Here is a 25,020-nt window from a genome sequence, read left to right as displayed (position 1 = left end):
TAGCGGTATTCTTGCGCGCCTTTTTACCGAGTGAAATAGAGAATGTTGTGAACAGCTATCGCTTGCGGATTGATTATCCGTTGTTTGTTGCGATTTGTGCGTTGATTGCTTTGGGATCGATAAGTGTTTGGAGTGCAAGTGGCTTTAGCTTGCCAATCCTTGAACGCCATTTAGCGCGTGCGGCGTTGGCCATTTTGGCACTCGTGGGTTTATCCACTATTCCGGCAAGAATTTATAAAGATTTCGCACCTAAGCTTTTCGTTATCGCGATTGTGCTTTTGTTCGGGGTTATCATTGCTGGTGATACCGTGAATGGCGCAAAACGCTGGTTAGCATTGGGACCCATTCGCTTTCAACCTTCTGAATTGATCAAAGTGGCCATGCCGATGATGATGGCATGGCTGATTGTGAAAGATCCTGGGCGACCTGGGTTAAAGAAAATAGCTTTGTGTGCCGTAGTCACGGCCTTGCCTGTGTTATTGATTGTGATCCAGCCTGATTTGGACGGCGCAATATTCACCGTGATGTACGCGCTGTTTGTGCTGTACCTTGCGGGGATGAGCTGGAAAATCATTGGCGGTGTTTTGGCTACCGTGGCGGCGATAGTGCCCGTGATGTGGTTTTTCTTTATGAAAGACTACCAAAAAATGCGTGTTACTCAGTTTTTGAACCCTGAATCCGACCCGCTCGGATCTGGCTATCAGATCATCCAGTCTTTGATTGCGATTGGTTCTGGTGGTTTTGATGGAAAAGGATTCATGGGCGCTACGCAGGGGCAACTCGGATTTATTCCCGAAAGCCACACTGATTTCATTTTTTCGACACTTGCGGAAGAGTGGGGTTACATGGGCAGTGCAGTTGTGGTGCTTCTGTACTTATTTATTTCAGGTCGAACTTTGTGGTTGGCGAGTCAATCCCCGTCAGCATTTTCACGTCTTGTGAGTGGTGCTTTGGCGATGAGTTTCTTTCTGTACGCATTCATTAACCTTGGTATGGTGAGCGGCATACTGCCTGTGATGGGAAGCCCATTGCCATTCATTAGCTATGGGGGAACGGCTATGATTACTCAGGGCGCATGCTTTGGCATCATCATGGCGTTGTGTTGTGGTGTTCAGCAAGTTGAAGCGACGTGGTCACAGCGAAGCCTTTCGAAATAGTCGCAGGTTCATACTGACTAAACAAAAAATTAAGCATCAAAAAAGGCAGGTTCTGAACCTGCCTTTTGTTTGTCTAAATAACCGCTTAGAACGTATTACTTAATGGTGACGCTTTGAATAACAATAGGATCCATCGGCACATCATCGTGCCCGGCAACGCGTGTTGTCATTGCGTTACCAATGTTGTTTACCACGTCCATTCCTGCTGTCACTTTACCAAATACGGCATAGCCCCAACCTTGATTAGTGGTCGCGGTGTAATCCAAAAAGCCATTGTCTTCTAAGTTAATGAAAAATTGTGCAGTTGCTGAATGCGGTGCATCCGTGCGGGCCATTGCAATAGTGCCAATACGGTTTTTCAATCCACGGTTCGCTTCATTCACAATAGGGGCGTCGGTTGGCTTCTCTTTCATTTTCGCCGTGAATCCGCCGCCTTGGATCATGAAACCTTTGATCACTCGGTGAAATATGGTGTTGTCGTAGAAGCCGTCTTCGCAATATTTCAAAAAGTTCTTAGACGAGACGGGTGCTTTGTCTGAGTCCAATTCGATTTCAATGTCGCCGAAGTTAGTGGTAAAAATAATCATAGGTCGAAAGCCGTTGGATAAAAACGAAAGGGGCGCAGTATATACGCAAAGCCAAAGATTAAAAGTAGTGATGATGAAGCCGTTAAACGAGAAAAGCGCTCAGTCAAAAAGACTGAGCGCTTTTTTATCTACCGTCTATGGCCTATAAACGTTCTTTAGTGGGTTGTTTCAGGCTGTTCAGGGATAGCGGTTGGCTCATCGGGCTCATCATCCATCTCGCCTTCATGGAGCTTGTGACCGCCAGAGATATAGGTGTACATCACGGGAAGAACGAACAAGGTGAACAAGGTGCCAACCGCAAGGCCTGCCACGATGACCAAACCAATGTTATAGCGTGATGCTGCTCCTGCACCGGTTGCGAACAATAGAGGTATCAAGCCCGCAATCATGGCTGACGTTGTCATCAAAATAGGACGCAAACGCACAGTGGCGGCTTCAACAATGGCTTCCTGTTTTGATACGCCTTTCATGATTTGCTCTTCTTTTGCCACTTCACACATCAAGATCCCGTGCTTGGTGATGAGTCCGACCAAGGTGATCAAGCCAACTTGCGAATAAATGTTCATCGATGTCTCGCCAGACATGTGTGTCCAGCCCAACGCGATCAATGCACCGCTGATGGCGAGCGGTACGGTGAACATGATGACCAAAGGGTCGCGAACACTTTCAAACTGGCTAGCAAGCACGAGGAAGATAATCGCCAATGCCAGTGCAAAGGTTAGGTACAGGGAGCTACCTTCTTCCACAAACTGTCTTGCTTCTCCCATGAAGGAGTAGGTGTAACCTTGTGGTAGGTCCGTGGCTGCGAGTCCTTCTAAGAAGCTGATCGCATCACCCATCGCAACATTGGGTGCAGGCACACCTTCAATTGAGATGGCGTTCATTTGGTTGTAGTGCGGCAACGTTCTGGCCTGTCCGTTAACGGTGAAACTCACCAAGCTCGACAACGGAACGGCGGAACCATTTTGCGCCGTGACATAGAACTGATTGATGAGATGCGGGTTGGCACGATTGGCTCGTTCGACTTCAGGAATGACCTCATATGAACGCCCATCGATGTTGACGCGATTAATGTAGCCACCGCTCATCATTGTTCCTAATGTGGCGCCAATCGCTTGCATAGTGACGCCATACGCACCTGCTGCTTCTCGGTCGATGGTTAATTGCACCAAACCTGAGTCGTATTTCAAGTTAACGTCCGAATACACAAATAGCGGGCTGTTCTTCACTTTCTCCAGCATTTTGCTGCCGATGTTATACAGGGTTTCGAAATCTGCCGGGCTGGTGATCACGAATTGCACTGGTAGGCCGCCAGACGCGCCGGGCAATGATGGCATTTGGTATGCGGTGGCATTAATGCCGGGGATTTTTTTTGCCTCTTTATTGATGGTGGCTGAGATCTCTTTCTGGCTCTGCGTTCGATCACTCCATGGGATCAATGGCCCGATAGCAATCCCTTGGCTGCTGGTAGGCACACCAATCATGGCAAGCGACGCTTCTGCTTGAGGTTGCTTGGAAATGATCTTGCCGATCAATTCCATGTTGGACTGGATATAGTCATTGTTTGAAGTAGATGGTGTACTGCCGATCACGACGACCACGCCCTGATCTTCATCGGGTGCGAGCTGTGATGGGATAAAGCTGAAGAGGATTGGCAGTGATACCAATACAAAAAGGGCAAAGACCACTACAACGCGCTTGTGATCTAATACGGCATGAAGCGCGCGTTCATAACGCTTAGTGACTCCCCCCAACACGCTTTCTACCGTAGATTCAAATTTGCTTGGTTTCACGTGAGGCTTCAGCATTTTCGAACACATCATGGGCGAGAGGGTGAGTGCCACAAAACCGGAGATAAACACCGCGCCAGCGAGCGTTAACGCAAACTCTTTGAACAATGCCCCTGTTACGCCGCCCATTAAGGCAATCGGCGCATATACGGCAGCGAGCGTGATGGTCATCGAGATAACCGGAACGGCAATTTCTCGGGTCGCTTCGATAGCGGCTTTAAAGGGTTTGGTGCCCATTTTGATATGCCGATCGACGTTTTCTACCACCACAATGGCGTCATCCACCACCAGACCAATAGCCAATACCATCGCGAGCAGCGTCATTAAATTGAGTGTGAAACCAAAGGCTTGCATAACAGCCATGACGCCAATCAATGACAACGGAATCGTCACAATTGGAATGACCACCGCGCGGAATGAGCCCAGGAAAAGCAGTATCACGATGATAACAATCACCGCGGCTTCGATGATGGTTTTCACCACCTCGTCGATAGAATCCGTAATCGCTAAGGTGGAGTCGTACAGCACTTCTGCATCGATCGTAGAAGGCAGGTTGCGCTTAACAGATTCAAACTGCACACGAATACCTGCCGCTACATCAAGTGGGTTCGCCGTGGGTGTGGCATTAATGCCGATGATCACCGCTTCACGTCCATTGGCCAACGCACGGGAACTGTCGCTGCTTTTGCTCATGTTCACTTCGGCAACGTCTTGAAGCATCACGACTTGGCCATCTTGACTCTTGATGATCAGGTTTTTCAGACCATCAACGGTGTCAACCTGACTGTCGATGGTACTGTTCAATACCGTGAAATAGCTATTGAATTGCCCGACGGCAGATTGGTAATTGTTTTGCTGCAAAATGTTGACGAGGTCCGTTGTTGAAAGGTCATATTGTCCTAACTTTTTCGGATCTGGCCATATTCGCAGCGCAAACGGCGCACCGCCCATCATGACGATATTAGACACGCCATTAACGGTTGATAGCTGCGGATTGACCACGCGTTCCAAGTAGTCCGCAATTTGGCTTGAGTTCAAATCACCACTAAAGAACGAGATATACATAATGGATGTGGTGGAACCCGTCGATGAAGTGACCGAGGGGTTATAGGCTTCTTTAGGAAGTTGGTTACTCACCGAGTTAATTTGCGAAAGCACATTCGCCAGAGCCCCTTCGGGGTTGGTATTGAGCATCATGTTCAGCACAATGCTGGAACTGCCAAGTTGACTGGCTGACGTCATGAAATCCAGGTTATCAACCTGTGCCAGTGCTTGCTCTAGTGGCTGAGTAATAAAGCCTTCCACCAAATTGGCATCAGCGCCGGGGTAGGGCGTGGTCACTGTGATAACGGTGTTGGTCATTTCTGGGTACTGGCGTACTTGCAGATCTTTCAGTGCGTTCAAACCAAGCAACAGCAATAACACACTGAGAGACGCCGCCATTACCGGACGATGTATGAAAATATCGGTAAATTTCATTTCCGGCTCCTTAAAGTTGCGGCATCTTATCGGGTACGGAAATTGGGTTAGGTACAATGTCTACTTTTGCGTTGTTACCTAAGTTCAATATGCCAGTGGTGACGACTTCATCATCAAATTTCAGTGTGCCAGTGACCAATGCGTCGTTGCCATTGCGTTGAGTGACTTCAACCGTGACTTGTTTGACGCGGGTTTCGTTGTCTTTCTTTTCCACCACATATACCGAGTTGCCGTATAGCGCGAACACAATGGCGGTTTGTGGTACCACAAATTGATTGTCGAGGTTGGACAGCGCGATGTTCACATCGGCAAACATGCCGCCGCGTAAGGAGTTGTCATCGTTAGGCAGCTCGGCTTGCACCATCACTAACCCCGTTTGGTTGTTCACTACCGGTTCAATAGCATTGATCGCGCCTTTGTAGGTGCGACCAGGGAAAGCTTCGACTGTGAGCGAAATGGCTTGGCCGATACTGATATTGCCTAATTCAGCCTGAGGCACGCTAAAACGCACGCGCATCACAGACAGATCTTCAAGGCGAACAATGTCTGTTCCTACTGACACATATTGGCCGAGGTTAACGTTTCGAATACCGAGTAGGCCGTTAAACGGGGCTTTGATTTCTCGCAATGCGATAGTTGCTTGCAAGCTTTCAATATTGGCGAGCATGGCTTGGTATTTTGACTGTGCTGTTTCAACGCTTTGTTCAGATACAGAGCGCTCTTTGTAGAGTTTGACGAGGCGGTTGTAATCATCACGTACGGAAGGAAGTTGTACTTGTTGCGCTTTGAGGTCAGCTTTTTGCACCGAAGCATCAAGGCTGAGTAGCACAGTGCCCTGTTTCGCTGAACCACCGTTGTCAAAGTTAATCGCGGTGACAATACCGGCGACTTCATTGGATACATCTACCCCTTGGTTGGGTTCGATAAAACCGATAGCACTAATGCCTTGTGGCCACACTGTTGGTGTGAGCTTTTCGATGGTCACGGGATACACAGGCTCGGGCAAGTTGGCCAGTGTGTTCTCGATTTTTTTATTCACAAAGAGGTTGAACCCAATCACTGTGCCGAAGGCGAGCACAACAATCACTATCATCCCTATTACCCACTTACTCATGTGTGAATCTCCATGCTCTTATCAAATTGATGGTTCAAAAAGTGAAGGTGAAGGCGCCCATGACGAGACCACATTGGCATGGGAATACAGCAAAACATGGAAGGTTTCGCTTGGGTGATCAGGCTGGGTGTTTGTCTCGTGGTTCGAGAGGTAGCACCGGATCAAAAGCACGGTTTGCGACGCCATGTTCACTCACTTCATTGGTGACTTTCAGTAAAAAGTATATGCGGCGAGCAAGTTAGGAGTGTTTCCTTGTTGGGACGAAACAGTGGCTTGTGATAGATAAAGAGGTCATGGAGGGTGGAAAGGGGGGCGCAGCACCAAATCGGCACACCACTTAAGGCTGTTTGGCGTGACTTTATCATGACGCCGATGGCCACTTGCTCCTTTATGTCCCATGATGAGTGAAGCTCTGTGCTGGTCATTGCTATAGTCTGTAGGTCGCGATGGAATGGGTGTAAATGCCAAGAATGAAAACAATTTACGAATATACACAAACGAATATTTTAGTGCTTCCACAGGCATTGTTTGCGATGAAAGATGTCAGTGTCCTGATGCAAAGTGGCGATGCTGTGGTGTTTCGAAAGCAGCTTGAACAAGACTTGTCTGATATTAAGTTTTATACCAATCAACCGTGTTTGATATACATCGAAAGTGGCCGTGAAACGCTGACTAACAGTGATAACGGCACAACAGAGTTGTTCCCTGGGTCGGCGATATTTCTTGCTCAAGGATTAAATTTGCATTCTGATTTCGTAAAAAGTACCGAATCATTGAAAGCCTATTTGGTCTTTTTTGATGAGCAGGCGATCCTCGAATACTTGAAAAAGGTGAAAAGTGACGATTTGGTTTCAAACACAGATCAGGGCTTTTGCCTTCTGGAAGAAAAAGATAATGGCTTAGCCAATTTCTTCAGTACGATTCAGTCTGATATAAAATCTTCAAGCTATTTGGATATTAAACTCCAAGAGTTATTGCACCTTGTAGCATATATGGGTGACAAAAATTTGATTCATGCATTGCTTGCCCAAAAGGCAATATCTAACAAACGAAATCTCCGTCGGCTGCTTGAATCGGAAGACATACTGCACTTAACGGTCAGTGATTTGGCTCAATTATCTGGAAGAAGCATTTCTAGCTTTAATCGGGACTTCAAAAATATTTATAACGTGACGCCTCAAAAATGGTTGCGAGACAAAAGGATGGTTCGTGCAAATACGCTTCTTGAACGAGGGGCGATATCGGTGACGGATGCGGCCTTAGAGGTGGGGTATGAAAATGTGTCTAATTTTATCAGAGTGTTTAAATTGAAATATGGAAAAACACCCAATCAGATAAAAAAGGCTCGGTGATCGAAAAACGTTTGTTGATCTGACCAAGACAACTGCGAGTAAAGCCTGAACCTCATTCAGCAAAGCTTGCATTGGAGATGGGTAATGTTAGAGATTGGAACAGCAACCATAGGAACATTCATCACTAAGGGAAAAGAAAACCATGACGTTTCAAAGCACTAAACACATTGTCATTGCCCTAATGGCTATTCTGCTCAGTGCGACAGCCCATGCTGAGGCTGTTTGGATAGACACCCGCAGTGCTGCGGAGCATTTTTTCGATAACATACCGGGTGACGCAAGGGTTTCTCATTCAGAGATCGTTAAAGAAGTCAGTGCGCTTTACCCTGACAAAGACACGGAAATTCGCTTGTATTGCCTCAGCGGCGTTCGTTCAGGCAAAGCAATGAATGCACTTAAAGGTGCAGGCTATCAGAATGTGTTTAATGCGGGGGGTATTAGCGATGCGAGAGTGGAGCGTGGTTTGAAAGACCAATGAACCCACGTTCCCAACGCCAGTTAGAGATGAAAAGGCACGGGCTCTCATTCAACAAAATATGAGTATGCTGTGCCCGCCAGTTGTTTCTGTCTTCTATTGATTAAAAATCACAATCAACGCTAAACGTCATGCGTTGGTGCGTGTAAGGGTGATCAAACGCGAGTTGTTCCGCATGCAAGTGAAGGCGAGCATCTCTATCGCCATATAAACCATCACCTACCATCGCCATATTCAGCCCCATGTGATGTGCGCAATGCACGCGAAGCTGATGAGTACGGCCTGTTTTCGGGTACATATGAAGCTTACTGCGACCCTTTTCAATACAAATTAACTGCCAATAAGTTGTTGCTGGCTTGCCATGTTCAAAGCAGACCAATTGACGAGGCCTGTCGTCTGGGTCGCCGCGCATTGGCAAATTGATCTCACCTTGAGTTTGTTCAACAACGCCTTCCACCATGGCGATATAGCGTTTTTCTATGCCGCGAGTAATGAATTGTTTTTGTAAGCTCTTGTTCGCACGTCGCGTGAGGGCAAATACCAACAAGCCCGATGTCGCCATGTCTAATCGATGCAGCACAAACGGCCCTTCAACGTCAGGAAATATATCGATAACGCGGGTGTACGCGGAGTCTTTAATGGTTTTCCCTGGCACAGAGAGTAGGCCAGAGGGTTTATTCACCACGACAATAGCGTCGTCTTGATAGACAATTTCCAACGCTTTATCTTCTGCCCAGTTTTCTTCCAATGGGTTTGGGTCGACGTTTAACCCTTGCAGCATATGCCCAAGAATGGGATTGCACTTGCCGTGGCATGATGGGTAGAACTTTTTATGCTGACGCACTTCTGATTTTGGTGAAACGCCCCACCAAAATTCGGCCATCGCAAGCGGGGTAAAGTCGTGTTTGTAAGCGTAGTGGAGCAGTTTGGGTGCCGCGCACTCGCCGGCCCCTGCAGGTGGGACAGGGCTGGCCGTTGGCGCGAAAATGGCTTTGAGGGATTTATCTTCCCCGCGTGCATTCAGAAAGCAATATTGCTCAAACAGTTTGTTTTGAAGCGCATTAGATAAGGCTTTACGCTGCTGTTTGGCGTGCTCGATATCAGCGGTTAACTGAGTGAGTTCTACGTGAACCGCACCGATTTTTTTATCCCATTCCAGCTTGAGGTATTTAAGATCGTTTTTCTCCGCAACGCTTCGTTTGGCAAGTGTATCGAGAGCGTCTTTCAGTGGATCTCCGGTCAGGGCTCTCTCTGCCTGTTGGCGCTGTTGCTTGCGTGCTGCGCGACCCGCAATCATGGATTGACGTTGTTGTTGTTCAAGGGTTTGGTATTCGGTTTGATATTGCGCGATCTGGGCCGTCAGTTGCGCCACTAAAGGATTAGCAGTAAGCGCGGTGACATGTGTGTTTAATGCAGTGATCGCTTCCAACTCTGTTTGGAAAAAACACGCTTCGGCCAGCATATCAAACACGGGGGGTACGAAATTCGGGAGGATGTTTTGCTCAGCAATTTTGCCAGAGAAAGCACTGAAATAGCCGAGCTCACCGCTTGGAGAACGTACAAGCAAGACGCCAAACATTTTACCTGTGCCATCTGACGCCTTGTCATTGTCTAGCTCGAAATCATCGCTTAGCCCAAAGTCATGGTGCCATTCGGATTGCGTGACTAGGTGTTGCTGCAATTCAGTGGCAGCAAGCACACAAAGCGGATGTGGCTGATAGTAAAAGGGGAATGTAAACGCGCTCGGCAACTCGAATTGATCGATAGTGGCGTTAAAGCGGGTAAACAGTTCGTCTGGGGTAAACAATGCGTCTGGGTGCATGGTAAATATCTATCAGCAACACGATGGGGGCGTGATTTTACCTGTTTAGGTGAGAAATACTACTTTGGACAGCCTCGTGATAGTCGCTTTCCCGTTGTTGGTTTCGCCCTCACCCTAAATTCAGGGCTATTCGGCATGTTTTTGCAGGCGCGTTATGTTTCACTTTATACTTAGTCTCTTCCAACGTCAGGTATTTTACACATGGAAGCATTACCTTATTTGAAAGAGGTTCGCTTGAAACGGGAACAGGTAGATTCTTTCAACGCCTACCCGTTTTCTATTCCGGCAGTGAGCCATCTTGATACGCTTGAATTTGCAAAAGACGTGACCATCTTGGTGGGGGAGAATGGCAGCGGGAAATCGACACTGCTAGAAGCTATCGCTGTCGGAATGGGGTTTAACGCGGAAGGCGGCACAAAAAACTTTAACTTTGGCACCCGATCTACGCATTCGTCCCTCTACAAATATTTGTTATTATCGAAATCCTACAAGAAGCACCGTGACGGCTTTTTTCTGCGGGCGGAAAGCTTTTACAACGTCGCGACAAACATTGATGAATTGGATGAAGGGGGCGGTGGACCGCCGATCATCAATTCATACGGCGGTGTCTCTTTGCATCATCAATCTCACGGCGAGTCGTTTCTTGCTTTGATGGTGGAACGATTTGGTGGGGAGGGCTTGTACATTCTCGACGAGCCCGAAGCGGCACTTTCGCCAACGCGGCAGCTATCTGTATTGAGCCGCATGCATCAGCTGGTGAAAGCAAAATCCCAGTTTATCATTGCGACGCATTCCCCGTTACTCATGGCCTATCCCGGCGCACGGATTTATCAGATAGATCAATCTGGTATCAACCGCATCAAGTACGAGGACACAGAGCATTATCAGATAACCAAAGCGTTTTTAAACAACCCTGCGCCGATGCTAGAGCAATTGTTTTTGGATTAATACTGACGTTAAGTTGACATATTCAGATCAGAAAAGGCCTGACAATATCGACGTTAAATCGATGTATATCAGACCTTCTCCAAGAAGTTAAAGCGTGTTGTGACGGTTACTTTTGCAGTTTATTAAGCATTTCTGTTGCAACAGCAACAGCAGACGCTGGGTTTTGACCTGTGATGAGCTCTCTGTCTGTGACAACGTTCGGGTACCATAAATCAGAACCAACGTTGAACGTTGCGCCAGCTACGTTCAAGGCATCTTGCGGGTAAAACTTCATTTCTCCGCCGCCCAACCAGCCTTTGCTCGCTTCCTCTTCACCATTGCTAAATGCAGTCACTTTGTAGCCGTTGTAGATCCAATCTTTTGGTGTTGCGGGAGATTTTCCTGCTTCTAGCGACTGCACGAACGCTTGTGCGTTTGGCAATGTAGAAATCAGCGCGATTGGACCGTGGCAGACCAGCGCCGTGATTTTCTGTTTGTTATGGAAATCAGTCAGCAATGCACCCATTTGCTTGTCGGTCAGCAGATCGTTCATTGGTGCGTGTCCGCCTGGCACATAGACAGCATCGAACTTGTCATAACCGATTTGCTCTACGCGGCTCAGGCTAATAACAGGGGAATCTTCTTTGTCAGTGATTTTGAGCTTTGCCAGCAGCGCTTTGTGCTCTGCCATTGATTTTTCATCGTTACCGAAGAACATCACGCTGTCAGACAAAACATCGACAGTTGGCGCCAAGCCGTTTGGGGTTGCGAACGTGAGGTCATGACCTGCATCAAGAAACATTTTTACTGGCTGCATCAGCTCATTTAGATAGAAGCCTGTTTCGTAGACATCAGTGCCTTTGAGTTTTAGGTGGTCTTCATCTGACATGACAACGAGGATGTTGTCTGCAAGGGCTACTTGGCTGCCTGCCGCGAACACTAGGCTTGCTAGTAGGGTTTTAGTCATTGATTTCATCGTACTCTCCTGAGGTTATTTTTAACTGACGGTTTGTTTCCAAATCATCAACTAAATTTGATGTGTTGGAGACTGTGTCAGCGATGGATGCAGTCTATAGGGCAACAGTTGAGAGAAAAACAGGGTGTTTGTGTATGATTGGTTTCCAAAATGGAAATAAGTGTGGGGCGATGATATGGACACATTGAGGGCGATGGCGTTGTTCGTGAAAGTGGCCGAAACGGGCAGTTTTAAGCAAGCGGCGATGGAAATGAATCATTCAAACTCGCTGATAAGTAAAGATATCGGGAAGTTGGAGGAGTTAGTGGGCGCGCGCTTGTTGCAACGCTCTACCCGCAAAATACAGCTCACCGAAATTGGTCGAGGTTACTTGGTGCATTGTCAGAATATTTTGAGTTCTCATCAAGACGCACAAGATTATGTACAAGACATGCAAGGGCGGCCTAAAGGACGCTTGAAGATCAACGCACCTATGACGTTAGGGATCACCGCCTTAGGGCCTGCATTTGCCGCGTTCACTGCATTGCACCCTGAAGTAGAGCTGGATGTGGATTTGAATGATGATCCGGTCGATTTGATTGATCAGGGCTTTGACTTGGGTTTTCGGGCTTCCAGTGTCGGTATTGACTCAAACTATATTGGAAAACCGATTACGACATTTTCTTTGCATCTCGTGGCCACGCCCAGCTACCTTGATGCGCATGAGCCTCTGCATTCTGCCGCGCAACTGAGTCAGCACAATTGCTACATATATAGCTTGGCGATGAGAAAAAATCAGTGGCCTATCAATGGTGGGCTGACGGTATCTGGCAACATCATCGCGAATAACACGATTTTCCTGAAAGAGGCATTACTTCAGGGGCTAGGAGTTGGTCTACTTCCTAGCTTTGTGTGCGCTGACGAAATCCAATCTGGGCAGTTTGTGGAGCTTTTGAAAGACGAGCCCTTACCGACGCTGAGCTTTTATGTGTTGTATCCCAGTCGGCATTACACGCCACCGAAATTGGTCAAATTCATCGAATTTATGCAATCGTGGTTTAACGACGAGCAAAGCCGAATGTGAACACGTCTAGTTGCGCTCGTCTGGCTTTGCGATGGCATGGCCATTGTCGTTGAAAAACGGCGTCGGCACGTTGTTGCCCTGAATTTTGTTTTTCAGCATGAATGACATCACAGCCGCGAGTGACGCAAAGGAAAATTTCGGGTGTGGGTTGGTTGGGGGTGTGCCTTTGGCAAATTTGCCCATGACATAACACTTTACGAGACCAACGGCTGCGTCTTTGCCTTCACCTTGAAGCGCGGTGAGCGGAATGCCGGCAAATGGCATTTTTCTGCTGATGGTGTTCACGATAGGGGAATGACAGCACGCGGTGTAGAAGCGATAAACGCCTTTGGGTGTCATGCGTATGCAGCGCAATTGGTCTGCCCCTTGGTGGATTTCAACTTGTGAGGGAGCCAGTTGGAATAAATCCGTGCCACCAAATTCATCTAACCATTTCTCTTCATTGCCAATGTAATTTGCGAAGCCTTGGCAATCGTCACAGTAGCAAACCATATGGTTGCCTTTCTTGGGTGATACATTCTTGACCGTGCCTTTTAATGCGCCGCAATCACACTGCAATGTTAAATCTGTCATAAGAGAATTCCATTTCTGAATAATAAGACGTGATCGATTCCGTGAATCGCGACTAGAGTGCTCATTGAACCTATAACGAATGGCATCAAGGAGCCAGCGTCGAGAAAGTCACCTAGGGGCCAGTCTCATAAACGATCCTGAGTATTTATCTAAAACCCGCGCAGGTCGAGTTTCACGGCATTCCCAAGCCAATAGGCGTGCTGTGTGTGGTCAGCAAGATCGTCGCCTGTACTTGCATGTACTAACACATCGAGAGTACCTCGTTGTTCATCCAGCCAAGGAATGAAGCTGTCAAAATCGGTATCGAAGAAAAGCACTTGATAGCTCCACATGCTGTGCGGGCCAACGGGTCTTTCATGGATTCGACCAAGTTTGAGTGAAAATGCTTGTTGGGTTTTCTCATACAGACGCTTAGCAGCATCCACTGTGGTAGCATCGAAATACACATGTGTGTGATACGCTTTATGCGCATTGATTGGTCTTTTTGGGCTGTCCATCCTTGTCTCCTCAGCCTTGCTTCTTTGTTCATAGACTAGCGCACTTTAAGTCGATGATTCCACCATGGTTATATAAGCCTTCATTCATGATGCCTTCAATGTGGCGTTGGCATTGGATTTATGAATAATGGCATTGGTTCGGCAATCGCCGCATGACAGGGGGTTCAAAACATGGGTATTTTTCTCTTAACCATCAAGTAAGTTTCCCTCAACCATTAAGTAAGGATTCGGTTTGGCTAAAAAATATTATGTTGTGTGGAAAGGTCGTAAGAGCGGTATTTACACTGACTGGACACAGTGCAAGGCGCAAGTTGACGGCTTTCAAGGCGCAAAATTTAAATCGTTTCCAACGTTAGGTGAAGCTGAGGCAGCTTATGGCGGCAAGGCTAGCGCAGCGTCAAGCAAGGCCACAACGGCTACAAAAATCGCCAAACCTAAGCCCGCAGCACTGACACAAACGCAAATCACTGAGATGCCGTTTGATATCAAAATATTTACGGATGGTGGCTGTGAACCGAATCCTGGCGAATCCGGAACAGGGTTGGCGGTCTATAAGAACAATGCACTCAGTGAGTTATGGTATGGGCTTTATCAGGCGGTTGGTACCAACAACACGGCAGAACTTCACGGATTATACCAAGCGTTTATGATCGCCAAAGAGAAGCTTGCTCAAGGGCTGTCTGTGGCGATCTATTGTGATTCTCGATACTCGATTGATTGCGTGACCAAGTGGGCGTCGGGTTGGGAAGCGAAAGGATGGAAAAAGGCGGGGGGAGAAATTAAAAATCTCGACATTATTCAGCCCGCTTACGCGCTCTATCAAACGTTGAAATCTCACATCACTGTTTATCACGTCAATGGTCATGTTGGTATTGAAGGTAATGAACTGGCTGATCGAATGTCGATTTTGGCGATCGAACGTAAAGACGAAACATTGAATCTGTATCGAGAAACCACCGATATCAATGAAATATTGGCGTTGAGAAGGGGCTAAAAAAGCGGCTCAAGGTGAAAGCATTGGGCCGCTTCTCTGTTTGCTGGTCAGTTAACGCGCTACAGTGCTTTTTTAACCTTGTCTGCCACATCAGCGGGTACCCATTGGGTCCACACTTGTGGGTAGGATTCAAAAAATTCCAGCGCGGCTATTTCACCGTCGGCTTGGTTTTCTTCCATCCATGCCATCATGGCACTCATGTCAGCGTTTGCGTAAGCGCGATTGGCAATGTATTCATATGCCGCGGGTGATTTCTGCGCAAAGGATTCTGTGGTGATGGTGTTCACTGCAGAGGGTGGGTAAGCCGTCACTTTTGGATCGAGACAATCTTCTTGAGTGATGCAAGTTTCATAGTGGGCAGGATCGGCGTCAACGCCAAAGTCGACTTTCACCATGTCATAGCGACCCAGCACAGGGGTGGGTGACCAATAGTAACCAAACCAAGGCTTTTCGCGATCGTAAGCACGGGCGATTGAGCCAGCAAGTGCAGCGCCAGAGCCAGGGTCAACCAGCTCAAAGCCAGATGCTTCCAAGTTCAACGCATCAAACAGATGCCCTGCGGTGATCTGGCATGTCCAACCTGACGGACAGGTCATAAAGGCAGATTTACTATCATCCTCTGGGTGCGGGAATAGCTTCGCATTGGCTTTAATCCCTTCGATGGTGGCGAGCTCTGGGTGTTTTTCAACCATGTACTTAGGCACCCAGAAACCTTCTTCTCCACCTTCGGCGAAGGCTTTACCTGCAAATCGCAGTTTGCCGGCATCAACGCCTTTTTGAAGCATCTCTTTATGTGAGTTACTCCAAAATTCGGGTGCAATATCCGGTTCGCCTTTTTCTGTCATCGAAACGCCAGTTGGCATGGTATCACCAGGAACCAACTCCGCGTTGCAGCCATAGCCATTTTGCAAGATGAATTGATCAACGTGCGCCATCAGCGTCGCGGAATTCCAGTTCATATCGGCAATTGTGACATCGCCGCATTCACTAGCATTAGCGAAAGGTGAGAGCACAATAAGTGCCAAGGGGGTTAAACGTGCAAGCATTTACAAAGCCTCCAGCAATAGGAAATTGTGTACTGTTTTATTTGTGCCCACGATAACAAAGGGAATGTAAGGATTGTTTAGCATTTGTTGATAAACGTGATGTTTCTAACATTTGAATGCACAGTTTCACCACGCGTTTGTGAAAGAATTTTAAGCATTGCTCATGATCAGCCTCTCACTAGTTAGCATGCACTTTGATCATTGTTAACACCGTGTTATACGCTTTAGATTGTTTAGAGGTGTAAGGAATGCATGGATCATGCAACAGGATGGCAATTCAAACAGTACGGCGTTCCCCTTTGTAAAGTTCGATAATATCCAGAAAAGCTACGATGGCAGAACTTTGGTGGTCAAAGGGTTTGAGATGGATATCGAGCGAGGTGAGTTCATTACTCTTCTTGGCCCATCGGGCTCAGGAAAGTCCACCGTATTGATGATGATGGCAGGCTTTGAGCAGCCTACTCACGGTGATATCTATCTCAATGGTAATCCGATCAAAACGCTCCCACCGCACAAACGCGGTATTGGTCTGGTATTCCAAAATTACGCTCTTTTCCCTCATATGACGGTGGAAGAAAACCTCGCTTTTCCCCTCCAAGTTCGCAATCTCTCAAAATCCGATATCGAAAAGAAAGTGAAACGAGCACTCGATATGGTGCGTTTGACAGAATTCGGCCATCGCCGTCCTGCACATTTGTCGGGCGGTCAGCAGCAACGTGTTGCCGTGGCGCGCGCATTGGTATTTGAACCTGAGCTGGTATTAATGGATGAACCGCTCGGCGCGTTGGATAAAAACCTACGTGAAGAGATGCAATACGAGATCAAACACATTCAGGAAGATTTGGGTGTGACCATGATTTACGTGACTCACGATCAGTCAGAAGCGTTGACTATGTCAGATCGAATCGCGGTATTTAATGATGGTGTGGTGCAGCAACTTGCGACACCTGAAGAGCTTTATGAGCGCCCTGCGAATGCTTTTGTTGCTCAGTTTATTGGCGAAAACAATCGCCTCAAAGGGAATGTAATTTCGTTGGATGACAACCTGTGCAGGGTTCAAGTTCCTAATGGCGACATCATTACTGCCAAGCCTGTTGCCGTCGGTAAGCAGGGTGACGTGTCCACCTTATCGCTTCGTCCTGAGCGTATTATCATCAACCCTGAACAAGGGGCGCTACCTAATATTTTCAATGCCAAGGTAGAGGAAGTGATTTACCTCGGCGATCACCTTCGCACACGCGTCAAAGTGTGTGACAGCAATGAATTCATCATTAAAACACCCAATGCAGAAGGTCACCCAGACCTTCGCCGTGGGGACATGATCAGTGTTGGTTGGTCTGAAGAAGATTGCAGAGCCTTGGACGCCTCTTAATACGTTCTAGGTTCGTGTTTTTTGATGCAAAGGAAATGTTCGACTGGTCACAAAGCTAGTTGATCAATGGTTGGGAAAGAATTGGGTAAGTTTGGAACGCAGTTTTTCTATCGTCGATCGTTAGGCGAAGAAGTGGATTCCTACTCCTGCTCAGACGTCAATAAGTGAAAGACTCACGGAGAAGAAGACGATGAAGAAACTTGCGTTACATATTGCCATTTTGGCTGGCTTTACTGGCGTTGCTTCCACAGCAATGGCTGAAGAAACTCTGAACGTTGTGTCTTGGGGGGGAGCGTATACTGCGAGCCAAACCAAAGCCTACCACGAACCTTGGACTGAAAAGACAGGCCAAAAAGTGGTTAACATCGATAAAGCGCAAAATGGCCTTTCTGGTTTGCGTGCACAGGTTGAAGCTGGAAACGTGACTTGGGATTTGGTCGATATTCTGCCGTCTGATGCCATTGTTGCTTGTGATGAAGGGCTAGCAGAGCCTCTCGATCACGATCTTTTGCTTGCTGCGGCGCCAGATGGTACGCCAGCGACGAAAGACTTCCTTGCAGGATCTTTGGGTGAATGTTTTGTCCCATCCATCGTGTACTCCAATATTGTTGCGTTCAACTCTGAGATGTTTGACGGTAAACAACCAAGCAAGATTCAAGATGTGTTTGACCTGAAAAACTTCCCAGGTAAACGTTCTTTGCAGAAAAAGCCGATCAATAACCTTGAGTGGGCCTTGATTGCTGATGGTGTTCCCGCCTCTGATGTGTATAACGTTTTGAGCACCGAAGCTGGCGTTCAACGTGCGTTTAAGAAACTGGATACCATCAAAGATTCTGTTATTTGGTGGGAAGAGGGTGCGCAGCCGCCACAACTATTGGCTGATAAAGAAGTGGCGTTCGCGTCTGCCTACAATGGTCGCATCTTTAACGCAGCCGTTAACGAGAAGCAACCGTTCGACATCATTTGGGATGGCCAAGTGTTTGAGCTGGATGGTTGGGTTGTGCCAAAAGGTAAGTTGGACAAGGTGAAAGACTACCTCCGGTTTGCGACGGATTCGCAGCGCCTTGCTGATCAAGCCAAATACATTTCGTATGGGCCTGCACGTAACTCATCAGCAGGTATGGTGACAACCCATGCCGACTCTGGCATTGAAATGAAACCGCATATGCCAACCTATGGACCTAATTTCGCGACCGCAATTCCGAAGGACGATGTGTTCTGGGCGGATAACGGTGACGAATTGGCACAGCGCTTCAATGCGTGGTTAGTGAAATAAGTTGATGTTGTAGGCGAGGATTCGAATATCGATCCTCGCCTTTTTGCGTTTTATCTAATGGGAGAGTGTGGTGCAGGAAACTTCAGCCAACGATATTAAAACGGCAGATGGTGTATCACTTCGCGTGAGCCAACAGCGCTCAATTCGTCGTAACAAAATCAAAGCCTTCTTGCTTGTTGCTCCTTTGCTGGCCTTCTTGCTGGTGGCTTTTGTGCTCCCCATTTTTGATATGCTGCAACGCAGTGTTGAAAACCCAGAAGTGGCTACCTACATGCCGCAAACGACGGTAGCGCTCGAAAGCTGGGATGGCAATGAACTGCCGAATGAAGAAATTTATGCAGCACTGGTGTCTGATTTACAGATCGGTGCTGAAGCGAGAAACATCGGCAAAGTTGCGTCTCGCTTAAACTATGAAAAATCAGGAATGCGTTCGCTGATCATGAAATCGGCGCGAAAATCGAAAAGAATCACAGAAGGGCCATACAAAGACGCGATGGCCAAAGTGGATAAGCGCTGGATGGATATCGGCACTTGGAAGCTGATCGAGCGAGAGTCGTCGCCTTACACGCTTTCTTACTATCTTAATGCCGTTGACCTGCGTTACGACGACAACGGCGATATTGTTGCTCAACCCGAATATTTACAGATATACACCTCTCTATTTTGGCGCACGCTCTATATGAGTATGGCGATCACCTTTCTTTGCTTGCTATTGGGTTATCCCGTCGCTTATTTGTTGGCGAATTTACCTGCCAAAAAAGCCAACATGTTGATGATCTTGGTATTGCTGCCATTTTGGACGTCACTATTGGTTCGCACCGCAACTTGGATAGCCATTTTGCAGCAACAGGGCGTGCTGAACGATTTAATGGTGGGGGCGGGTGTGCTGGATGATGATAACCGCATTCAAATGATCTATAACCAAACGGGCACCTTGATTGCGATGACGCATATCTTGCTGCCGTTTATGATCCTTCCGCTTTACTCCGTGATGAAAACCATCTCGCCGAGCTATGTCCGTGCTGCCCGCTCAATGGGTGCGCCACAGGCGCTGGCGTTCCGAAGGATCTATTTCCCGCAAACCTTACCTGGCATCGGCGCAGGGTCGATTCTGGTGTTCATTCTTTCGATTGGTTACTACATCACCCCAGCGTTGGTAGGCGGTCAAACCGGTACTTTCATTACTAATTTTATTGCATATCACATGCAAACATCCCTGAACTGGGGTCTGGCAGCGGCAATTGCATCGATATTACTGGTGGTCGTGATGGTTTTGTATTGGCTTTATAACCGCCTAGTTGGCGTCGACAACGTGAAGTTAGGGTAGGAAATAACGATGGCATTACCAGAATGTGCGACGACAGGCGAAAAAGTATGGTTTGTGGTCTTTCGCGTGATTTGTGCAGGAATATTCTTGTTTCTGATTGGCCCGCTGCTCGTCATTTTACCGCTGAGCTTCAACGCTGAACCTTATTTTACCTTTACTCCTGAGATGCTGAGTTTTGATCCTGCGGGATATTCATTGCGCTGGTATGAAGATTTCTTTACGTCAGACGCTTGGCAGTCCGCCGTGAAGAACAGCGTGATTGTCGCAATCGCTTCAACGATTTTGGCGACAGTACTCGGTACCATTGCGGCACTTGGCTTATCTAGCCGCTACATGCCTTACAAAGACGTCATCATGGCGATACTGATCTCGCCAATGATCGTGCCCTTGATAATCTCTGCCGCTGCGATGTTTTTCTTCTTTTCCCGATTTCAGATGACCCACACCTATTTAGGCGTGGTGCTTGCGCACACCGCGTTGGGTATTCCATTTGTGGTGATCACTGTCACCGCCACTTTAAGCGGTTTTGACCATTCTCTAACACGTGCTGCTGCAAGTTTAGGGGCCAACCCTGTAACGACCTTCTTCAAAGTGGTATTGCCATTGGTGACGCCGGGCGTCATTTCTGGCGCACTGTTTGCGTTTATCACGTCATTCGATGAAGTGGTGGTGGTGCTGTTTATTGCGGGACCGGAACAAACCACTTTGCCTATCCAAATGTGGTCAGGCATACGGGAAGAAATCAGCCCAACAATTCTGGCTGCGGCGACCTTGCTGGTTGTGCTTTCAATTGCCTTGTTGACCACGCTTGAACTACTTCGCCGTCGCAGTGCAAGACTGCGTGGCCTTGAAGACTAACTGAACTTCACGCGATGACACACTTGTGCGGCTGCAATGCTGCGCAGGTGGTTCACACTTGTCCAAACCGTAAATTTCAATTTCTCATTCCCATGTTTATGCCATCTGTCACTCGCCAAATTTAACTAGTTTCATTTGAGATCTCTTTTCGTTTAAGGAAGATAACAATGAATTCGTGTGTCCGAAATGCAGCAATTTTCGCGGTTTTCCAGAAAGCGATTCTCCACCGTACCTGACTGATGATGCGACAGTGAGAGGTGTAACAGGGTTATATCAAGCAGGACTGGGCAATTTGAAAAAGCTGATGGAAGCGAAAAGCCAATAAACACTCTAATTATTAAATGTGTTGATAGCGCTTAGAAGACAGCGTTTAGAGCAATGAATTGAAAAAATAGTGTGTAAAACAAGAAAGCACGATGACAGTTTCATCGTGCTTTTGAAGGTTGGTGTGCCAGTCACCCATTCCCCCAAATAAGGTAACCGGCAAACCAAACTGTTTATTCATTGGCGCTTAATTGTTCAGCAGTGCTTGATTAAACACTGCTGTTCAACGTTTACTCGGCTAAAGAATGCCAGCTAGGCAATGACTTTCGTCTAGCACTTATCTTGTACCAAATGGACATCATTAAGCCGAAAATCATTCCCGTCAGAAGAGAAGCATTGACGGCGTAGTTCAACGTCACACCAAGGCTCTGCCATTGCATAAACCACATGATCACGCCCCACAACGTGCCAAACCAAACGGTGCCAACGAGAATGTTAATGCCAATATGGGCAAATTGGGGTGGTGGGACTTTTAGGCCCGCTTTTCGCACAAGGCGATAAATGATGGGGTTGATGGCTGCGCCAGAAAACCCCTTCTTAAGCAGCACTTGATGTGCGCGGTCCAATTGTTGCTCAAAATCCATGTTCATTCACTATCTACAACTCAGTGCTGAAACTATACCTAAACCATTTGCATATTGAAGAGATGCAAACGTATTTGGTGACCCTGCTCTCGTTGGGATGAGGATTTCACTGTTTTCCCGCGACATGGGTAAAACAAGACGCGTGACGAGTTCGACAAGACGTGTAATTTCTGGCTTAAGTTGGGCAGTTGTCCCATTTGTTTTGATCTGCCATTGAACGGTCTTCTACTCCAGCTAGGCTAGATGTTCTGTTCTTGCCCAAAGCGAATATTCCGCCATGAAAGTCGACTATCAAAAACGTTTGCTCCCCGTGATCCGTCACTTGGAAAAACACTTTAATCAACCCTTGAATTTGATTGAAGTTGCAGCGCTGGCCAACTTATCGCCGTATCACTTTCATCGCACCTTTAAAGCGGTACAAGGAGAAACGTTGGCTGATTACATCCGACGCTTGAGGTTAGAAGCTGCTGCCGATGATCTTTTTAAGAAAAAGCAGGCCGTGCTTAACGTGGCGCTAGAGTATGGATTTTCTTCCTCTCAAAGCCTTGCCAAAGCGTTTAATCAACACTTCGGTGTCACACCTTCGGCTTTTCGAGAGTGTGAAGATCTCCCTGCGTTTGCGACGCTTTCTCGAAACAGCAAGATTGGACACGCACTGCGCAAGATTGGAAACGCTGACACAAATGACAATCCATATACTGGCTCCAACACATCACAACGGAGTGCATATATGGAAACGCAATTATTCGACCAAGCAACACTGGCTTATGTTCGAGTCACTGGCCCTTATGGGCAAGGTTACGAAGCGGCATCAGGTCGCCTCTATCAATGGGCGGGCGCGAAAGGGCTGGCTGGCAGCACGTGTATTTTTATTTATCACGATAATCCTGAAATTACGCCTGCTGAAAAATGCCGAACTGATATTTGTTTAATGGTGCCAACAGACACAGAAGTAGCTGCTGGCATTGAGTTACAAGATTTTCCGGGTGGTCACTATGGCGTGATGCGCAAAACGATCACCGATTTCAGTCAGTACCCTCAAGCATGGGACGAGATCATGGCTGATGTGATTGCGTCGGGCTTTGAAACGGACAACCGACCTTGCTTTGAGCTTTACCACAGCTTTGACCCAAAGACACATCAAGCAGATGTGAGCTTTTGCACCGCCATTAAAATGTAAATCGCAAACCGCCCGTGAATACGGGCGGTTTTCTCTTCGGCCATAAACTCTCTCCCAAGTCTTTGATTCATCAATATGCCTAACATGATCTGTATGATTAATGAGCGCCTAGCCAGTTTTCCTCGATACAAAAAGTAAACCAACACTGATGCCTACCCCGTATTAGCAAGAGACAATGTGGTTGTATTTTACGCCTATGACACTCTTGAACTGGCATAATCGTGAGGTTTGTCGTGCTGACACTAGTGCAACGATGGCTGTTTGGATACAAGCATAATAACGACTGATATATAGACGAATGGCTGAAATTACTGAAAATACCCGTTTCAACGCAGATCAAATAAACAACTTGGTCGTCGGCGTCGCTGCCCGAATAGGTACGCATGATTCTGGTATACATAAACACAAGAAACATCAACTATTGTTGGCTTCATCGGGCTGCATGAGCATCAATTTCGCTGGCGTGTGGTGCGTTCTGCCACCTTCGCGTGCAGCGTGGATCCCTTCTGGTACTGAGCATTGCGCAGTAATGAGAAATGTCGTTGCTTATCGCTCTTTGTATTTTCAGCATTGTGTTTCTTTGACACTGCCGACAGACATTAAAATCATTGAAGTTAATGGGCTGCTGCGAGAACTCATCGAGAGAATGGCGTATTGGGAATGGGATAAATCGATTAACGAACAGCAAACGATTTTATCCGTATTTTGTGAAGAGCTTAATGCTGCAGAAGAAGAATACTTATCTCTCAAACTCCCGACTGATAGGCGCTTAAAGGTATGGTTAGAAGATGTCATGGAAGGGAAGCACTTACCAGAACCACTCACAGATATGGCAGATAAAATTGGTGCGAGCGCAAAAACCATCAGCCGCATTTTCACCCGAGAAACGGGTATGCCTTACCAATCATGGCGACAACAGTGGCGGTTACAAGCCTCTATTGAATGTTTGTCTGATGGTGCAAGTGTTTCTGAGGTTGCCAAAAAGCTGTGTTTCTCCAGTGACAGTGCTTTTATTAGTTTCTTTCGCAAGATGACGGGTGACACTCCAGGGCGATATATCTGACCTTATAGGGTGGAAATTTACACTGTAATTTAATTTGTAATGATACCCATTCTCATTTAATGTTAAGTATACGTAAATGGGAGGCTGAGTATGCAGAGCGACAGAGGCGATGAGTACACCAATCAGAGACTCAGAGAACCTGATTGTTTTGAGAGGAAATCGAGAGCTAGCGCAAAAAAGGTACAGATCGAAATAAGCGCAAACACGCTCGAACGTTTGTTTGTTCAAGGACAGCTTTGTGCCGCCGAGTTCAGTTGCTTGAATGCCGAATCAAAACAAGCCGTACAATCACTCTGCTTGAACACCTGTATGCATCGGATTTGTCGTGAAGAGAAGTTGAAAGTCGGCGAGTTTCAGATTGAAGTTACTCGTGAATATACTTGAGCAACGTCGAGATAATGTCTGGGTTGAAATCCGTCTAATTTGCCCCAATAGTGAAATGTTAATTGAATGTTTTACCCCAAATGTTGGCCAGAAAATCCATCAATTATTATTTAATCCATTCAGTGCCTTAGAGCGGTTTTGAAAAATATTTATATTTCATCACTTGAAAGTGTCATGTGTTACCTCCAAATATATCGGTGAAGAGGCTGTGGCGATATTCGTGCGACCTTGGATAATCATTAATAATTAAATAACCCATATCGCTTCATTGGAGGATATATGATGAAAACTATCGATTTGACACCGCTATACCGTAACAGTGTGGGTTTTGACCGCTTCGCGTCATTGTTGGATAACGCATTCCGTGCAGAAAGCGCGGCGGGCGGCTACCCCCCATACAACATAGAGTCTTTAGAAGACAACTACTACTCCATCACCCTTGCTGTGGCGGGCTTCACGCAAGAGGAACTTAACATCAATGTTGAGCGTGGCGTGCTCTCTATCCGTGGTGAGAAAGGCAAGGTAGAAGGTAAGAATTTCCTTTACCAAGGCATTGCTAACCGTACGTTCGAGCGTAAGTTCAATCTTGCTGATTATATCGAAGTGACGGGGGCTGATTTAGAGAATGGTTTATTAACCATTAACCTTTTGAAAATCGTGCCTGAAGCGATGAAGCCAAGAACTGTTGTGATTAATACGGCTAAGAAAAACAGTGTTGAGCCAAAAGAAGAAATGATAGCGTAACGCTTATTGGTATTAACACTGATATTGTAATGTGATAGTTAAAGGCCGAAATGTAG

22 protein-coding genes are annotated in these 25,020 nt (G+C 47.0%); 13 read left to right on the top strand and 9 right to left on the bottom strand.

Annotated elements, in window-relative coordinates; genetic code table 11:
• The first annotated feature begins 47 nt into the window (after positions 1–47).
• The gene (gene rodA, locus AC3CIC_RS20045) at positions 48–1,157 is read left to right on the top strand and encodes a rod shape-determining protein RodA (protein WP_016958304.1); all 1,110 of its coding nucleotides are present in this window, start codon (positions 48–50) and stop codon (positions 1,155–1,157) included.
• A gap of 95 nt (positions 1,158–1,252) precedes the next feature.
• Here the strand turns inward: rodA and AC3CIC_RS20040 are convergent, their stop codons facing one another.
• From AC3CIC_RS20040 to AC3CIC_RS20030, 3 genes are all read right to left on the bottom strand, one after another.
• On the bottom strand, positions 1,253–1,744 hold the full coding sequence (locus AC3CIC_RS20040) for a peptidylprolyl isomerase (protein WP_016958305.1): 492 nt from the start codon (positions 1,742–1,744) through the stop codon (positions 1,253–1,255).
• A 155-nt stretch (positions 1,745–1,899) separates the two neighbouring features.
• On the bottom strand, positions 1,900–5,013 hold the full coding sequence (locus tag AC3CIC_RS20035; protein WP_488515962.1) for an efflux RND transporter permease subunit: 3,114 nt from the start codon (positions 5,011–5,013) through the stop codon (positions 1,900–1,902).
• A 10-nt stretch (positions 5,014–5,023) separates the two neighbouring features.
• The gene (locus AC3CIC_RS20030; protein ID WP_488515961.1) at positions 5,024–6,127 is read right to left on the bottom strand and encodes an efflux RND transporter periplasmic adaptor subunit; all 1,104 of its coding nucleotides are present in this window, start codon (positions 6,125–6,127) and stop codon (positions 5,024–5,026) included.
• 461 nt (positions 6,128–6,588) lie between these two features.
• Here AC3CIC_RS20030 and AC3CIC_RS20025 point away from each other — a divergent pair, with 461 nt between their 5' ends.
• Complete coding sequence (locus AC3CIC_RS20025; RefSeq protein ID WP_488515960.1) at positions 6,589–7,479, top strand: helix-turn-helix domain-containing protein; 891 nt, start codon at positions 6,589–6,591, stop codon at positions 7,477–7,479.
• A gap of 142 nt (positions 7,480–7,621) precedes the next feature.
• Complete coding sequence (locus AC3CIC_RS20020) at positions 7,622–7,957, top strand: rhodanese-like domain-containing protein (protein ID WP_017006633.1); 336 nt, start codon at positions 7,622–7,624, stop codon at positions 7,955–7,957.
• Positions 7,958–8,057: 100 nt separating this feature from the next.
• Here the strand turns inward: AC3CIC_RS20020 and AC3CIC_RS20015 are convergent, their stop codons facing one another.
• Entirely contained in the window at positions 8,058–9,776 is a 1,719-nt protein-coding gene (locus tag AC3CIC_RS20015) for an RluA family pseudouridine synthase (RefSeq protein ID WP_488515959.1), read from the bottom strand.
• Between the two features lie 201 nt (positions 9,777–9,977).
• Between AC3CIC_RS20015 and AC3CIC_RS20010 the strand changes: the two genes are divergently transcribed.
• A complete protein-coding gene (locus tag AC3CIC_RS20010; RefSeq protein ID WP_488515958.1) occupies positions 9,978–10,724 on the top strand; it encodes an AAA family ATPase in 747 nt (248 codons plus the stop codon).
• Between the two features lie 106 nt (positions 10,725–10,830).
• Here AC3CIC_RS20010 and AC3CIC_RS20005 read toward each other — a convergent pair whose 3' ends face one another.
• Complete coding sequence (locus AC3CIC_RS20005; RefSeq protein WP_488515957.1) at positions 10,831–11,679, bottom strand: type 1 glutamine amidotransferase domain-containing protein; 849 nt, start codon at positions 11,677–11,679, stop codon at positions 10,831–10,833.
• 175 nt (positions 11,680–11,854) lie between these two features.
• Between AC3CIC_RS20005 and AC3CIC_RS20000 the strand changes: the two genes are divergently transcribed.
• Entirely contained in the window at positions 11,855–12,742 is an 888-nt protein-coding gene (locus AC3CIC_RS20000) for a LysR family transcriptional regulator (RefSeq protein WP_488515956.1), read from the top strand.
• Positions 12,743–12,748: 6 nt separating this feature from the next.
• Here the strand turns inward: AC3CIC_RS20000 and AC3CIC_RS19995 are convergent, their stop codons facing one another.
• The gene (locus AC3CIC_RS19995; RefSeq protein ID WP_488515955.1) at positions 12,749–13,315 is read right to left on the bottom strand and encodes a DUF6151 family protein; all 567 of its coding nucleotides are present in this window, start codon (positions 13,313–13,315) and stop codon (positions 12,749–12,751) included.
• A gap of 149 nt (positions 13,316–13,464) precedes the next feature.
• The gene (locus tag AC3CIC_RS19990; protein WP_488515954.1) at positions 13,465–13,812 is read right to left on the bottom strand and encodes a DOPA 4,5-dioxygenase family protein; all 348 of its coding nucleotides are present in this window, start codon (positions 13,810–13,812) and stop codon (positions 13,465–13,467) included.
• Positions 13,813–14,044: 232 nt separating this feature from the next.
• Here AC3CIC_RS19990 and AC3CIC_RS19985 point away from each other — a divergent pair, with 232 nt between their 5' ends.
• Complete coding sequence (locus tag AC3CIC_RS19985) at positions 14,045–14,806, top strand: ribonuclease H1 domain-containing protein (protein WP_488515953.1); 762 nt, start codon at positions 14,045–14,047, stop codon at positions 14,804–14,806.
• Between the two features lie 59 nt (positions 14,807–14,865).
• On the opposite strand, the gene AC3CIC_RS19980 is transcribed toward AC3CIC_RS19985, so the two are convergent.
• Positions 14,866–15,852 carry an ABC transporter substrate-binding protein gene (locus AC3CIC_RS19980; RefSeq protein WP_488515952.1) on the bottom strand — a complete coding sequence of 329 codons (987 nt, stop codon included), beginning with the start codon at positions 15,850–15,852 and terminating at the stop codon, positions 14,866–14,868.
• 259 nt (positions 15,853–16,111) lie between these two features.
• Here AC3CIC_RS19980 and AC3CIC_RS19975 point away from each other — a divergent pair, with 259 nt between their 5' ends.
• The 4 genes from AC3CIC_RS19975 (at position 16,112) to AC3CIC_RS19960 (ending at position 20,685) form a co-directional block, all read left to right on the top strand.
• Positions 16,112–17,224: an ABC transporter ATP-binding protein gene (locus tag AC3CIC_RS19975; protein ID WP_016958313.1), complete on the top strand. Its 1,113-nt coding sequence runs from the start codon at positions 16,112–16,114 to the stop codon at positions 17,222–17,224.
• A 190-nt stretch (positions 17,225–17,414) separates the two neighbouring features.
• On the top strand, positions 17,415–18,500 hold the full coding sequence (locus AC3CIC_RS19970; RefSeq protein ID WP_016958314.1) for an extracellular solute-binding protein: 1,086 nt from the start codon (positions 17,415–17,417) through the stop codon (positions 18,498–18,500).
• Positions 18,501–18,570: 70 nt separating this feature from the next.
• The gene (locus tag AC3CIC_RS19965; protein WP_016958315.1) at positions 18,571–19,827 is read left to right on the top strand and encodes an ABC transporter permease; all 1,257 of its coding nucleotides are present in this window, start codon (positions 18,571–18,573) and stop codon (positions 19,825–19,827) included.
• Between the two features lie 9 nt (positions 19,828–19,836).
• A complete protein-coding gene (locus tag AC3CIC_RS19960; RefSeq protein ID WP_016958316.1) occupies positions 19,837–20,685 on the top strand; it encodes an ABC transporter permease in 849 nt (282 codons plus the stop codon).
• A 554-nt stretch (positions 20,686–21,239) separates the two neighbouring features.
• Here the strand turns inward: AC3CIC_RS19960 and AC3CIC_RS19955 are convergent.
• On the bottom strand, positions 21,240–21,599 hold the full coding sequence (locus AC3CIC_RS19955; protein ID WP_241823942.1) for a DUF6404 family protein: 360 nt from the start codon (positions 21,597–21,599) through the stop codon (positions 21,240–21,242).
• 271 nt (positions 21,600–21,870) lie between these two features.
• On the opposite strand from AC3CIC_RS19955, the gene AC3CIC_RS19950 reads away from it, so the two are divergent.
• From AC3CIC_RS19950 to AC3CIC_RS19940, 3 genes are all read left to right on the top strand, one after another.
• Positions 21,871–22,773, top strand: coding sequence for an AraC family transcriptional regulator (locus AC3CIC_RS19950; RefSeq protein WP_488515951.1), 903 nt, complete (start codon positions 21,871–21,873; stop codon positions 22,771–22,773).
• Positions 22,774–23,071: 298 nt separating this feature from the next.
• Positions 23,072–23,836, top strand: coding sequence for an AraC family transcriptional regulator (locus AC3CIC_RS19945; RefSeq protein WP_017006219.1), 765 nt, complete (start codon positions 23,072–23,074; stop codon positions 23,834–23,836).
• Positions 23,837–24,502: 666 nt separating this feature from the next.
• Positions 24,503–24,964, top strand: a complete 462-nt coding sequence (locus AC3CIC_RS19940) for an Hsp20 family protein (RefSeq protein WP_488516847.1) — start codon at positions 24,503–24,505, stop codon at positions 24,962–24,964.
• Positions 24,965–25,020 lie beyond the last annotated feature (56 nt).

This window comes from Enterovibrio sp. QJM3NY_24, assembly GCF_057786035.1.
The sequence above is the reverse complement of the archived record's forward strand: the minus strand, read 5'-3'. Positions and strand labels throughout refer to the sequence as shown.